This window comes from Microbacterium algeriense (assembly GCF_008868005.1).
GTDB classification, from domain to species: Bacteria; Actinomycetota; Actinomycetes; order Actinomycetales; family Microbacteriaceae; genus Microbacterium; species Microbacterium algeriense.
In genome coordinates, this window is record NZ_WAAO01000003.1 from 514,730 (window position 1) to 528,127 (window position 13,398).

Consider the following 13,398-nt stretch of genomic DNA (forward strand, 5'->3'; position numbering starts at 1 on the left):
GAGGCCCCACGCAGGGCCCTCCGGCGCGCGGGCTACTCGCCGCGCTCGCGGAGCTCGCGTCGCGTGATCTGCGGGGCGTGGGGCAGACCGGACGCGTCGATCAGGACGGCGTCGCTCGCCCCGGGCGCTGCGGGACCCACCGGAGCATCCGGGCTCGGCGTGCCCGCGTCCCCGGAGCCTCCGGTGCGGCGTGCGGCCCGTCGCTCCTTCGCCCCCTCGACGAGGTTGTAGAGGGTGGGCAGCACGATCAGCGTCAGCACCGTGGAGGAGATCAGGCCGCCGATCACGACGATCGCGAGCGGCTGCGAGATGAATCCGCCGTGGCCGGTGATGCCGAGCGCCATCGGCGTCAGCGCGAAGATCGTCGCCAGCGCGGTCATGAGGATCGGCCGCAGACGCTTCTCCCCACCGGCCTTCACCGCCTCGACGGTCGACAGCCCCTTCTCGCGGTACTGGTTGACGAGGTCGACCAGCACGATCGCGTTGGTGACCACGATGCCGATGAGCATCAGCACACCGATCAGCGAAGCGACGCCCAGGGGAACGCCCGTGACGATCTGCAGCAGGATCGCACCGGTCGCCGCGAACGGCACCGACACGAGCAGCAGCAGCGGCTGACGCAGCGACTTGAACGTCGCGACCATCACCACGTAGACGATCAGGATGGCCGCGAGCATCGCGAGTCCGAGCTGCGAGAACGAATCGGCCTGCTGCGAGGCGACGCCGCCGACCTCTGCGGATGCACCGTCCGGAAGCTCCGCCGCGGCGAGCGCCTCGGTCACGGACTGGGTCGCGGTGGCGAGGTTGTCGGATGCCGGCGGCACGGTGATCGTCGCGGTCCGGCGACCCTGCTCCGTCGTGATGGACGTGGGTCCGTTGCGCTGCTCGACGGTCGCGATGTCCTGCAGCTGCACGATGCCGGCAGCGGTCGGGATGGCGAGCTGCTGCAGCGCCTCGATCGTGGTCGGCGGCTCGGGGTTGACGATGTACACGGTGAGCGCCGTGTCGTCGATCTCGACCGATCCGGCCTGCTGCGGGCGCATCGTGTTGGACACGATGGAGCCGACGGCGACCTCGGAGAGGCCGACCTGGGCAGCCGCCTCGCGATCGACGACCACCGCGATGTAGGGCAGGGCGGCGGCGAGGTTGTCGGTGACCTGACCGATGCCGTCGCGTCCGTCGAGCTCGTCCACGACCGCGGAGGTCGCGGTCGTCAGGTCGTCGCCGGTCGAGGCCGACACCGTGATCTCGATATCGCTCGAGCCGAAGCCCGCGGAGGCCGCGACGCTGACCTCGCCGACCTCGTCGCCGAGTCCGTCGATCGCGTCCTGCACCTCGGCGCGCAGCTTCTCCTGGTCGGCGTCGCCGTCGGTGAGCACCGAGTAGGTGATGCCGGCACCGCCGGAGAACGCGTCGCGCAGGGCGGATCCGCTGGATCCGATCGACGCCTGCACGTGCTCGATGCCGTCGATGTCGAGAAGCGCATCCTCGACGGACACCGCGGCGTCGGACTTCGCCTGCAGGCTCGCGGTCGGGCCGAGATCCTGCGTCACGGTCATGGTGTTCTGGCCCGAGTCGCTGAGGAAGTTGATCTTCATCAGCGGGGCGGCGGCGAGCGTGGCGCCGAGCACCACGACCGCGAGGATCACCGTGATGCCGGAGTGCTTGAGCGTCCAGCCCAGGATCGGCCGGTAGACGCGCTGCAGCTGCGTGGGCGGTGCGTCCGGGTGCTCGGGGTCGATCGCATTGCCGTGCTCGTCGAGCAGGGGCTTGCCCGGCTTGAGGAACCAGTAGGCGAGCACAGGGACGATCGTCAGCGCCACCAGGAGCGACGCGACCATGGCGATGGTGACGGTCATGGCGAACGGACGGAACAGTTCGCCGACCATGTCGCCGACGAACACGATCGGCAGGAACACGGCGACGGTCGTGATGGTCGACGCGGTGATGGCCATCGCGACCTCGCGCACGGCGAGCCGGATGGCGTCGCCCTTGTCCGCATCGCCGACGTAGTGGCGCTTGATGTTCTCGATCACCACGATCGAGTCGTCGACCACGCGCCCGATCGCGATCGTGAGGGCGCCGAGCGTCAGCACGTTGAGCGAGTATCCGAACGCCTGCAGCCCGATGAACGTGATGAGCACGCTGGTCGGGATCGAGATGGCGGTGACGAGGGTCGACCGGATCGACATCAGGAAGACGAGGATGACCAGCACGGCGAAGACCAGGCCGAGCAGACCCTCGGTCGCGAGGGTCTCGATCGACTGCACGATGAACGGCGCCTGGTCGAAGATGACCGTGAACTCGGCGTCGGGGAAGGCGTCCCCGATCTCGTCGAGCGCCGCGATCACGCCGTTGGAGACCTCGACCGTGTTGGCGGCGGGGAGCTTGGTGATCGAGATCGACAGCGCGTCCTTGCCGTCGACGCGCGAGATCGAGGTCACCGGGTCGGACTCCTGCACGACGGTCGCGACGTCTCCGATGGTGAGCGCCGAACCGACGAGCGGGAGCGCCGCGATCTCCTCCACCGAGGTGATCTTCGCGCCGGTCTGCACCGTGAGCGTCTGTCCGTCCTGGGTGATGTCACCGCCGGGGAACAGGGTCCCGTTCTGCTCGAGCGCGGAGCTGATCGCCTGCGTGCTCTGGCCGGATGCCGCGAGCTTCGCCATGTCCGGAGTGATGGTGACGCGCTGGCCGACGCCGCCGACGATCTCGGCCGCGTTCACCCCGTCGACGTCTTCGAGCTCGGGGATCGCGACGTTCTCGAGCTGCGCCTGCGCGTTGTCCGCGTCCTCGAATCCGGTCACCGCGACCTGGATCACGGGGAAGTCGTCGATCGACACCGACAGCACCTGCGGGCTCACGTCTTCCGGCAGGGTCGAGGAGATCCGGTTGATCGCCTGCTGGATCTTCTGCTCGGCGGTGGCGAGATTCGTGCCGTAGGAGAACATGGCCTGCACGATCGACGCGTTGGTCGTGCTGGTCGCGGTCGTCGACTCGAGGTCGGGCACGCCCTGGATCGCGGCTTCGATCGGCGTGGAGATGTCGTTCTCAACCACCTCGGGCGAGGCTCCCGGGTACGTGGTCATGACCACGAGCGCCGGAAGCTCGAGCGAGGGGATGAGCTCCTGCTTGAGGTTGGTGAGCGCGAGCCCGCCGAACACGGCCGCGACGATCGTGATGAGGGCGATGAGAGCGCGGTTCTTCAGGCTCAGGATGGCGAGTTTCGACAAGGCGGCTTCCTCGGTGTCAGGGTGTGGCTGTCGCTGCGGAGGGGGTGGAGAGGGGATCTCCGAGGATCCGCGCCAGTGCGGTCTCGATGAAGGACTGTTCGAGCCGGGCGTCGCGGACCTGCATGCTCCACATGACACCGTCGATGAAGATCATCGCCGCTCGGGCCCGGTCTTCGCCATAGGTCGGCTCGAGCAGTTCGACGAGCCGATCCGACAGGTGCCTCGCGAGCTCGCGGAGCCGAGGGTCGTGCACGGCTGCCGTGACCACGGCGCGGTCGGCCTGGACGGCGCGGTGGTCATCCATGCTCTCGAAGACGAGCGCAGCGATCACGTCGGGACTGTCGCCCCGCTCGGCGATCGTCTGCCGGACGCCGTCGAGACGCGCGTCCACCTCTTCCGCGAGTGCCCGGAACGCCGCCGCCCTGAGGTCGTCGAGCGTGGCGAAGTACTGGGTCGTCGCCCCGAGGGGCACGGCGGCGCGGGCGGCGACCATACGGTGCGTCACGGCGTCGGCGCCCACCTCGACGATGAGTTCTGCCGCGGCGGTGACGATCTCCCGACGGCGCGCTTCAGGGTCGCGACGACGCCGCTCCCCGTGCTTCATCCCGCCCCCTTGGACATCCGTACATGTACGTTTGTACATTCGCTCCGATGTGAGGACGCTGAGAGCCCATTCCGGAATTCCGCGATGAAGCAGCCCGGGAAGGCGGGGGATACGCGAAACCGTGCGACCGTGATGCGGAGCCAGGGAGGATCATGTTGAGCAGATCACTCAGAGCCACGATCTGGGGAGCGGCATCCGCGCTGCTGTTCGCGGGCATCCTGTTCGTACAATCCGCGTTCGGTGATGCGGTGATCGAATCGGATCAGGGACGAGGCGCGCCGGGGTCTGGCGTGGTTCTCTGGATCGCGTTTGCGCTGCTCACGGCAGCGCTGATCGTGACCCTCTCCCTGTTCTTCCGAAACCTCGCTCTCGCGCTCGAAGCCCGCCGCAGGCCTGATCCACGCTGAACGCCGCAGGGATATCCGATCCGGCGACAGCGGCTTCGCTCACCCCGTCACGCCCGCACGGCGTCGACCTGCCCGCGCTCGAAGTAGGCGACGAGCTCGGGGTCCAGCGGCGGAATCTCGATCGCGGAGCCGTCACCCCGCAGCGACGCGGTCGCGAGGATCCCCGCCGCCACGGCCTCGCGCGCGGCGACGGGCGAGGTCTCGGTGAGCCCGCCGTGCCGGACGAACCGCAGGAACTCCGCGACGAGCAGCGCATCCGCACCGTCGTGCCCGGCGTCTGGCACCTCGGGGACGATGAAGGTCTCGTCGGCCGCCGCTGCCCCGGCATGCCGCCGATTCCACAGCTTGACCTCGCTGCCGGCCACGTCGCCGAAGTTCTCGATGCGGCCCTCGGTGCCGATCACCGTGTAGTTGCGCCAGTAGTCGGGCGTGAAGTGGCACTGCTGGTACGACGCGAAGATGCCGCCCTCCAACTGCATGTTCACCATCGAGATGTCCTCGACGTCCACGACGGGGTGCAGGCCCGTCAGCGCGGTCGGCGGCCAGTTGTCCATGCTGAACCAGTCCGGCATCCGCTCGCCCGTGCGGTCACGGCGGTCGGTGATCTCGCCGTAGACGCTCAGCGCGCCCATCGCGGAGACCCGCTCGCTGTAGGCGCCGGCGAGCCAGTGGATGATGTCGATGTCGTGGGCGCCCTTCTGCAGCAGCAGTCCCGTCGTGCGGCGGCGATCGGCGTGCCAGTCCTTGAAGTAGAAGTCGCCGCCGTGCCCGACGAAGTGCCGCACCCACACGGCCTTGACCTGTCCGATGCGTCCGCTCTGGATCAGCCCTCGCATCAGCGTGATCACCGGCATGTGACGCATGTTGTGTCCGATGTAGAGTCCGGTGCCGGTGCGGCGTGCGGTCTCGAGCATCCGGTCGGCGTCGGCGAGGTCGATCGCGAGGGGCTTCTCGCAGAACACCGGCACCCCGGCTTCGAGGGCGCGGATGCTGAGCGCGGCGTGCGTGTCGTCGGGGGTGAGCACCATCACGGCGTCGACGCCCGAGGAGAGCAGTTCGTCGAGCGAGTCGGTGATGAGCGCGTCCGGCACGAGGAGACGGGCGTCCTCACGAGCGCGCAGGGCGAGGTCGCACACGGCGGTGATGCGCGAGCCGTGCCCTGGCCGATGCACCTCCTCCTGGAGGGTCGAGCGCGCGCCGAAGCCGATGATGCCGATCTGGAGATCCACGATGGTCCTTCTGTGTGATGAGTCTGTGCGGGATACCGAGGTCAACGGGCCCGCGGTGCGGGGGCGTCGAGGTCGGTGGATCCGCCGGGGAAGAGCGTCCATGCGAACTCATGCAGACGCCCGGATGTCGGGTCGGTCTCGAGGGCGCGGTCGACGATGATGCGCGCCTGCCGCTCGTAGAAGTCGGTCGGGCCGACGGTCGTGAGGGTGGGCGCGATCAGGCGGGCGTCCGGGGTGTTGCCGACGCCCACCACCGCGACGTCGTGCGGCACGCGGAGGCCGAGCATGTGCGCGGCGTTGATGGTGGCGATCGCGGCAAAGTCGGTCGTGGCGTACACGGCGTGCGGACGGTTCTCACCCGACAGCAGTTCGACCGCGGCGGTGAAGGCGCTCGCCTGGGTGTCCGCGTAGGTCACCGTCCACGCAGGGTCAGGCACGATGCCGGCGGCAGCGAGCTTCTCGACATACGGCGTGTAGCGGGTCACCTGCTCCTCGGCGAGGCGCACGGCCCCCTCCGCGGCGATGCATCCGATCGCGGTGTGCCGCTCCAGCAGATGATCCATCGCGATCTCGCAACCGGGGATCGCGTCGGAGCGGATGACGTCGAAGCCGTCCGGTTCCAGATGCTCGGAGAACACCACCAGGCGCTGTCCGCGGCGTACGAGGTCGGCGAGGTCCTTCCGCGCCGCGTCGTCGAGCCCGACACCGTCGAGGTAGGCCACGTCGCTCTCGACCCGGTCGAGGGCCGCGTGCCAGTCGCCGTCCGCGAGGATCAGCGTGGTGAGCCCGTGCCTGTTCGCCTCGGCGTTCACGGCATCGGCCACGGCCAGGGACCAGGGGTCGCTCAGCATGTGCAGCGACAACTGCACCATGCCGCTGCGACCGGTGCGGATCGCCCGCGCCGCGCTGTTCGGTCGGTAGTTCAGCTCCTCGGCGGCAGCCATCACCCGCGCCGCCGTGGCTTCGGCGACGCCGGCCCCGTTCGCCCCTGAGCGACCGGAGAACACGTAGGACACCGTCGCCGTCGACACTCCCGCCCGCTCGGCGACCATCCTCAGGGTCGGACGACGCGGCACCTGATGCTCGCTCTTGGCCATGTCTCAGCCCTTCGATCCGCTGAACGCGATGCCCTGGATGAACTGTCGCTGCAGCACCATGAAGGTCACCAGCATGGGCAGCGTCGCCAGCAGCGCGCCCGCCATCAGCACCGGATAGTCCGTGCCGTGGATGCCGACGAGCTGCGACAGGCCGACCGACAGCGGCATCTTGGCGGGATCGGTCGTCACGATCAACGGCCAGAGCAGATCGTTCCAGGACCACAGCACAGTGAACACCACAAGTGCGATGATGCCAGGCTTCGCGAGCGGAACCATGATCCGCCAGAAGGTCTGCCACGGATTCGCGCCGTCGATGCGAGCGGCCTCCTCGAGCTCGGCGGGCATCGACATGAAGAACTGCCGCATCAGGAAGGTCCCGAAAGCGCTGAAGATGCCGGGCACGATGAGCGCCTGCAGCGTGTTGAGCCAGCCGAGCGACTGGATGATCTCGTACTGCGGCAGCAGATAGAGCTGCGACGGCACCATGAGCACCGACAGGAACACCACGAACAGGGCGTTGCGGCCGGGGAACGGGATGCGTGCGAACGCGTAGCCAGCCATGGTGCAGAGCACCACCTGACCCACTGTGCGCCCGACCGTGAGCCACACCGAGTTCAGGAACATCTGCGCGAACGGCATCGAATCGAACACCTCGGCGAAGTTGGTGAACACCCACTCGCGCGGCAGGAACGACGGGGGCACCTGCACCGAGTCGGACAGCGTCTTGAACGAGGTGAGCAGCTGCCAGACGAAGGGGAAGACCATCAGCACCGCGCCGACGAGGAGCACGAGGTGCACGATCCAGAGACCGCGGTTCTTGGGCTTCCCTGCCCCGGAGCGCGCGGGCTTCGCGCCCACGATGGCGCGCGTGTCGAGCGAGACGTCACTCATAGTGCACCCACTTCTTCTGCAGACGGAACTGCACGATCGTGAGGATCAGGATGATCACCAGCAGCAGGAAGGCGACGGCAGCCGCGTAACCGCGGTCGTTGTCGAGGAAGCCCGCCTCGTAGAAGAGGTAGACGACGGTGCGGGTGTTCGGCATAGCCGGGTTGCTGCGGCCGAGCATCATGTAGATGAGGTCGAACACCTGCAGCGCCCCGATCACGCTGATGACGCTGACGAAGAAGATCGACGGCGACAGCAGCGGGATCGTGATGGAGAAGAATTTGCGCACGGGTCCTGCGCCGTCGAGGTCGGCCGCCTCCATGATCGTGTCGGGGATGCCCTGGAGCCCGGCGAGGAAGATGACGATGTTCGTGCCGAGGCCCGCCCAGATGCCGACGACAGCGATCGCGATCAAGGCCGTGTTCGGATCGGTGAGCCAGCTGCGCCCCTCGATGCCGACGGCGGCGAGCGCGGCATTCAGCACGCCGTAGTCGCCGTTGTAGATCATTCGCCAGACGAGCGCGATCGCCGCGGGCATGGTGACGACGGGGATGAAGTACAGCGTGCGATAGGCGCTGCGGCCCTTGAGTCCTGTGGTGTTCAGCAGCGCGGCGATACCGACCGCGAGCGGGATGCCGATCAGAGCGATGGCGGTGTAGATCGCGGTGTTGCGCAGTGCCCCGATCAGTTCGGGGTCCTGGAACAGGCGCGTGTAGTTCTCGATGCCCACCCATTCGGATCCGCCGAACGGACCCGACTTCGTGAACGAGATGATGAGCGTGCGGACGGTCGGCCAGAGGTAGAAGGCCGCGATGCCCAGCGCCGTGGGTCCGAGGAAGACCAGTGCCCACCAGGGTGACGCTCCGGGACTCCGTCGACGGCGGCGGGGGGCGGATGCCGGGGGCGCCGGCATCCGCTCCGCACTCTCGACCGCGCGTGGCGCGATGACGGTCATGAGGTCACTCCTGCTCGGCGTCCAGGGCCGCCTGCATCTGGGCGGCGAGGTCCTGGAGACCCTCCTTCGGCGAGACCGCACCCGACCAGACCTGCGAGAGCACCTCGCTCTCGATGCTCGTCCACGCCGAGGTGTTCTTCGACACCGGGTAGGGCACGGCGTTCTCGAGCGCGTCGATGTAGACCTGCAGGTCGTACTGCGGCAGGGCGTCGACCCAGGCCTGCTGCGTCCCGTCGAACGCGGGGATCACGGTGCCGGTCTCGGCCTGGATCTTCGCGGCCTGCTCCCCGGAGGCGAAGGCTGCGAACTGCTTGGCCTCGGCGAGGTGTGCGCTCTTGGCGTTGGCGACGTTGCCGACGCCGTGGATCACGCTCTGGTTGCCCTCCGCTCCGGAGGGAAGCGGAGCGACGTCGACGCTGCCGCCGATGTCGGCGTTGTCCGCATAGGCGATGGCCGCCCACGATCCGTTCTGGAACATGGCGACCTTGCCGGAGAGGAAGAAGTCCTCGGGGTTGGTGTCGGTCATCTGCTGCGCCGTGGGCGAGGAGCCCGCGGCGATCAGGTCGGTCCACAGCTCGATGCCGGCGAGCGCCTCCGGCGACCCGTAGCCGCTCTTCGTGCCGTCGGCGGAGATCACCTCGCCGCCGGCCTGCGCGATCGAGTTGTAGAAGTTCTCCTGGCCGTACTGGCTGGCGGCCACGCCGAACTGCCCCTTCGCGGGGTCGGTGAGCTTCGCCGCTGCGGCCGTGAAGTCCTCCCACGTCCAGTCGGCGGAGGGATACTCCACGCCGGCCGCGTCGAACAGCGCCTTGTTGTACCAGAGCGCGACGGTGTCGAAGTCCTTCGGCGCTCCGTACAGCTTGCCGTCGTAGGTGTAGAGGTCGATCAGTCCCTCCGGGTAGTCGCCGGCGTCGATGCTGCCGTCATCGAGCGGTGCGAGCTGTCCGTTCGAGGCGTAGAGCTGGAAGTTCGGGCCGTTCATCCAGAAGACGTCCGCCGCGGAACCACCGGTCGCGGCGGTCTGCAGCTTGGTGAAGTACTCCTTGTACGGCGTGACCTGGATGTCGATCGTGACGTTCGGGTGCTCCTTGGTGAACGCGGCGGCGATGTCCTCCATCGCGGGCTTCTGGTTCTCGTCCCAGATGGCGTAGCTCAGAGTGACGTCTCCGCCGGATTCGGCACCGGCCGACCCGGAGGAGCAGGCGCTGAGGGCGAGGACGGCGACCGCGGATGCGGCGAGGGCGCCCAGGGCGCGGCGGGTCGTGCGGGGCATCGATGTCTCCTTCGACAGGTGCGGAACAGCGGGGACCGGACGTGTTAACCGTTTAGCGTTAAACGATTAGCAAGGAGAGTACCCGGAGGCGCACGAGCACCGCAACCTCGATTACAGAACGGAGCCGAGAACCAGCCCGAGCCCTGCCGCGAGCAGGCCGAGCAGCAGCATCCCCACCGCGTCGAACGCCGCCGCCGGTCGCTCGCCGTCGCGCCACAGCGCCACCGCGTCGAGCATGGCCGTGCTGAAGGTCGTGTACCCGCCCAGCAGCCCCGCGCCCAGGAGGACCGCGGCCCCGGGCAGTGCGGCGGTGACGAGTCCGAGCGCGAACGAGCCGCTGAGATTCACCAGGAAGATGCCCCACGGGAAGCGACGGCCCGCGAGCCGGGCGATGCCCAGATCCACGAGGTACCGCAGCACCGCTCCGACTCCTCCGGCGAGCGCCGCCCCGAGGAAGAGCACGGGGTTCATGCCGCCCTCCGTGCCCGCGGTCTGCCGAGGCGAAGTCCCAGCGCTGCAGCGGCGAGCCCCAGCACGAGGCTCCCGGCGGCATACGCGAAGGCGAGCAGCGGCGCCTGCGTCCACAGCGCGAGCGTGCCCGTCATGAAGGCGCTGTAGGTCGTGAACCCTCCCAGCACGCCGGTCCCGAGCAGCAGCCGCAGGTCTGCCGCTGCGGGAAGTCGTGCCGCGAGCACCCCGATCAGGAAGGCGCCGACGATGTTGGCGAGCAGCACGGCGACCGGGAAGCCTCCACCGTCGGGAAGCGCGAGGCTCAGGCCGAGTCGTGCCGCGGTGCCGACCGTACCGCCGAGGGCGACCAGGAGCAGGCGGCGGACTTTCACGTTCGCCACTGTAGTCGCGCCTGACAGCCGAGCGGCGCGATGTCAAGGCCGTGGAGTCGCCGCACCACCCGCCGTTGACTGCTGCCATGAGGCCTCTGTGGAAGCTCGACCAGACCCTGCCAGCCGGATCCCCGTTCGACCCCGGCACCCGACACGACGTCGTGATCGTCGGCGCAGGGCTCACCGGCCTGTCCACGGCAGTGATGCTCGCCCGTGCCGGCCTGGACGTCGCGGTGATCGAATCCGGTGAGGTCGCCGAACTCGCATCCGGCGGCAACACCGGCAAGCTCTCCCTCCTGCAGGGCAAGCAGCTCGCCACGATCCGCCGGCATCATTCGGCATCGCTCGTGCAGGCGTATGTCGACGCCAACCGCGCCGGCATGGACTGGCTCCTCGGATTCGCCGACTCGGCCGGCGTCCCGTACACCCGGCGCACCGACCACACGTATGCGCAGGGGGCGGACGGCATGACCGCGGTCAACGACCAGCACGCCGCCGCCCGCGAGGCCGGACTGTCGACACGGCTGCTCCACCAGCACGAGCTCTCGACGCCCTTCCCGGCCGCCGGCGCCGTGGCTCTCGACGACCAGGTGACGATCGACCCCGTCGCCGTGGCACATGCCCTGGCAGCGGAGCTCCTTGCGAGCGGCGGAACGCTGCACACCGGCATCCGCGTCACCGGCGCGCACGCCCTGCCCGACCCGCGGGTCGAGACCACGGCGGGGCCGATGTTCGCCGAGCACATCGTGCTCGCCACGGGGACCCCGATCCTCGATCGCGGACTCTACTTCTCCAAAGTGCAGGGGATGCGGTCCTACTGCGTCTCCTTCCAGGTCTCCGGAGGCGTCCCGGAGGGCACCTTCATCTCGGCCGACAGTCCGACCCGCTCGATCCGGCCGGTCTCCACCGCCGACGGCCCCGGGCGCACGGCGCAGCTGGTCGTGGGAGGCAACGGCCACCCGGTGGGCCGCTCGGACGGCGAGACCGCCGCGATCGAGGACCTCATCTCCTGGACGCGCCTGCACTTCCCCGACGCGGAGGAGACGCACCGCTGGTCCGCGCAGGACTACCAGTCCCACAACCTGATCCCCTTCGTCGGCGCACTGCCCCGCGGGCTCGGGCACATCCGGCTCGCGACCGGGTACGCCAAGTGGGGGCTGTCGAACGCGCCCGCCGCAGCGCTGCGCCTCACCGAGGAGATCATCGGCACGCGACGGAGCGAGCGGCCGTCGTGGATGATCCGCATCGGCACGCGCCTCACGGTCCCTGCCGACCTCGCGCGCGGGGCCGTGGAGGGCGGCAAGGTCGCAGCGGCGGCGACGAAGGGCTGGGTCGAGGCGGAGAGCCGGCCGGTCCCCGTCCGGCAGCCCGACGAGGGCGAGGGCGTCGTCGCGAACCGCGGCGGTCGCCCGGTCGCGATCTCCACCGTCGACGGGGTCACGCGCGCGGTCAGCGCCGTCTGCACCCACCTCGGCGGCGTGCTCGACTGGAACGACGCCGAATGCACGTGGGACTGCCCGCTGCACGCCTCCCGCTTCGCAGCGGACGGCACCAGGATCGAGGGCCCCGCGCTCCGCGATCTGGACGAGATCCCTCGCGTCGCCGAGGGGTGAGACCTAGACGGCGCGCGCTAGCGGAGCGGCTCGTCCCAGCCCTGCTGCGGGGTGTCGCAGTCCTCGCGGAACACGTACTGCGAGACGAGCTTGCGCTGGCTGCTCGACCAGTCGATCGCGGGGCGCCTCTGCTCCGGCGGCAGGTAGCCGAGCCGGTAGACGGCCATGAGCTCGAGGTCATCCGGCACCCGCAGCAGCCGCACGATCTCGTCCCAGCGCCCCGGCGCCTCCATCGGGAACGAGATGAACTGGATGCCCATGCCCAGCTCGACCGTCGTGAGCCACACGTTCTCCATGGCCGCGCCCATGCTGAACACGGAGTAGAACGACGACAGCTGCCCCGGTCGGTACTCGCTGCGGTCGAGCATGACGCCCAGCAGCAGCGGCGATCCGGCGACGAGCTTCCGGTTCTCCGACCCCAGCGTCTTGGGCACCCCGAAGGTGTTCATCAGGGTCTGGCCGCGTTTGGTGAAGACCTGCGACGTGAACGGCCGAAGCGGTGCGGGGAGCTTGTCGAACAGCATGCCGCTGCGCTTCTCCTCCATCTCCGCCTCGCTGAAGCGGAAGTACGGCTTGTACCGTTCGAAGAACGTGCCGTTCGACATCGCCTCGGTCATGCTCTCACCGGAGATGCGCGCGATCTCGTCGATCGTGTCGCGGCTCTCGACCACGACGAACCGCCACGGCTGGCTGTTCAGCTGCGACGGCGCGCGACCGGCCGCTTCCAGGAGGATGCGCTGATGCTCCTCGGAGACCGGGTCGGGCAGGAAGGCGCCGTTCGTGGTCTTGCGGCGGCGGATGGCGTCGAGCAGTTCCATGTGTTCACTTCCGGTCGGCGGAGCGCGAGAGCACGAGTCCCGCGAGGACGAAGGGCGCCGCCGCGAGGGCGACGAGCGGATGGCGGCGCGTGTGCGTGCCGAGGTACGGGATCGCGGCGAGGGGTGCGGCGGCGGGCAGGAGCGCGAGTGCGGCGCGGCGGCTCGATCGGCGCGGCGCCCCCCAGAGGCCGGCGCTCAGCGCCACAGCGGTCGTGAGGCACGTGGCGATGTACAGCAGGTGATGCAGCCACCGGAAGTTCCGGGTGTCCACGACCCGGGCGGCGACGGCTGCGCCGAGAGCGCAGTTCGCTCCATAGGCGGTGGCCGCGGCGACGAACAGCGGCGCTGCGTCCCTGCGCCGGTGTCCGTGAGCCATGCCCCGACCCTACGCCTCGCCCACCCCCCGATCGCCCCCCTTGCGCCCCGCCCGCCGGTTCGG

The 13,398-nt window shown here is 69.2% G+C and carries 13 protein-coding genes; 2 read left to right on the forward strand and 11 right to left on the reverse strand.

Annotated elements, in window-relative coordinates; all coding sequences use genetic code 11:
* Positions 1–32: 32 nt before the first annotated feature.
* Together F6A08_RS16155 and F6A08_RS16160 are read right to left on the reverse strand one after the other, a co-directional pair.
* A complete protein-coding gene (locus F6A08_RS16155) occupies positions 33–3,233 on the reverse strand; it encodes an efflux RND transporter permease subunit (RefSeq protein ID WP_151460020.1) in 3,201 nt (1,066 codons plus the stop codon).
* A 16-nt stretch (positions 3,234–3,249) separates the two neighbouring features.
* A complete protein-coding gene (locus F6A08_RS16160) occupies positions 3,250–3,837 on the reverse strand; it encodes a TetR/AcrR family transcriptional regulator (protein ID WP_124894745.1) in 588 nt (195 codons plus the stop codon).
* 155 nt (positions 3,838–3,992) lie between these two features.
* On the opposite strand from F6A08_RS16160, the gene F6A08_RS16165 reads away from it, so the two are divergent.
* Positions 3,993–4,244 carry a hypothetical protein gene (locus F6A08_RS16165; RefSeq protein ID WP_151460021.1) on the forward strand — a complete coding sequence of 84 codons (252 nt, stop codon included), beginning with the start codon at positions 3,993–3,995 and terminating at the stop codon, positions 4,242–4,244.
* A gap of 47 nt (positions 4,245–4,291) precedes the next feature.
* Here the strand turns inward: F6A08_RS16165 and F6A08_RS16170 are convergent, their stop codons facing one another.
* The 7 genes from F6A08_RS16170 to F6A08_RS16200 form a co-directional block, all read right to left on the reverse strand.
* Complete coding sequence (locus F6A08_RS16170; protein ID WP_192576799.1) at positions 4,292–5,473, reverse strand: Gfo/Idh/MocA family protein; 1,182 nt, start codon at positions 5,471–5,473, stop codon at positions 4,292–4,294.
* A 41-nt stretch (positions 5,474–5,514) separates the two neighbouring features.
* Positions 5,515–6,570: a LacI family DNA-binding transcriptional regulator gene (locus F6A08_RS16175; protein ID WP_151460022.1), complete on the reverse strand. Its 1,056-nt coding sequence runs from the start codon at positions 6,568–6,570 to the stop codon at positions 5,515–5,517.
* A gap of 3 nt (positions 6,571–6,573) precedes the next feature.
* Positions 6,574–7,461 (reverse strand): carbohydrate ABC transporter permease, encoded by an 888-nt coding sequence (locus F6A08_RS16180; RefSeq protein WP_017204308.1) that lies wholly within the window; start codon positions 7,459–7,461, stop codon positions 6,574–6,576.
* Positions 7,454–8,413 (reverse strand): carbohydrate ABC transporter permease, encoded by a 960-nt coding sequence (locus F6A08_RS16185; RefSeq protein WP_151460023.1) that lies wholly within the window; start codon positions 8,411–8,413, stop codon positions 7,454–7,456. The genes F6A08_RS16180 and F6A08_RS16185 overlap by 8 nt, the downstream gene beginning before the upstream one ends.
* Before the next feature lie 4 nt (positions 8,414–8,417).
* Complete coding sequence (locus F6A08_RS16190) at positions 8,418–9,686, reverse strand: ABC transporter substrate-binding protein (protein ID WP_151460024.1); 1,269 nt, start codon at positions 9,684–9,686, stop codon at positions 8,418–8,420.
* Positions 9,687–9,797: 111 nt separating this feature from the next.
* Positions 9,798–10,157, reverse strand: a complete 360-nt coding sequence (locus tag F6A08_RS16195) for a fluoride efflux transporter FluC (protein WP_151460025.1) — start codon at positions 10,155–10,157, stop codon at positions 9,798–9,800.
* Positions 10,154–10,528, reverse strand: coding sequence for a fluoride efflux transporter FluC (locus F6A08_RS16200; protein ID WP_225855870.1), 375 nt, complete (start codon positions 10,526–10,528; stop codon positions 10,154–10,156). Before F6A08_RS16200 ends, F6A08_RS16195 begins: the two co-directional genes overlap by 4 nt.
* Before the next feature lie 86 nt (positions 10,529–10,614).
* On the opposite strand from F6A08_RS16200, the gene F6A08_RS16205 reads away from it, so the two are divergent.
* A complete protein-coding gene (locus F6A08_RS16205; RefSeq protein ID WP_151460027.1) occupies positions 10,615–12,141 on the forward strand; it encodes an FAD-dependent oxidoreductase in 1,527 nt (508 codons plus the stop codon).
* A gap of 17 nt (positions 12,142–12,158) precedes the next feature.
* Here the strand turns inward: F6A08_RS16205 and F6A08_RS16210 are convergent, their stop codons facing one another.
* Together F6A08_RS16210 and F6A08_RS16215 are read right to left on the reverse strand one after the other, a co-directional pair.
* Positions 12,159–12,959: a nitroreductase family protein gene (locus F6A08_RS16210; RefSeq protein ID WP_151460028.1), complete on the reverse strand. Its 801-nt coding sequence runs from the start codon at positions 12,957–12,959 to the stop codon at positions 12,159–12,161.
* A 4-nt stretch (positions 12,960–12,963) separates the two neighbouring features.
* The gene (locus F6A08_RS16215) at positions 12,964–13,335 is read right to left on the reverse strand and encodes a hypothetical protein (protein ID WP_151460029.1); all 372 of its coding nucleotides are present in this window, start codon (positions 13,333–13,335) and stop codon (positions 12,964–12,966) included.
* Between the last annotated feature and the right edge of the window lie 63 nt (positions 13,336–13,398).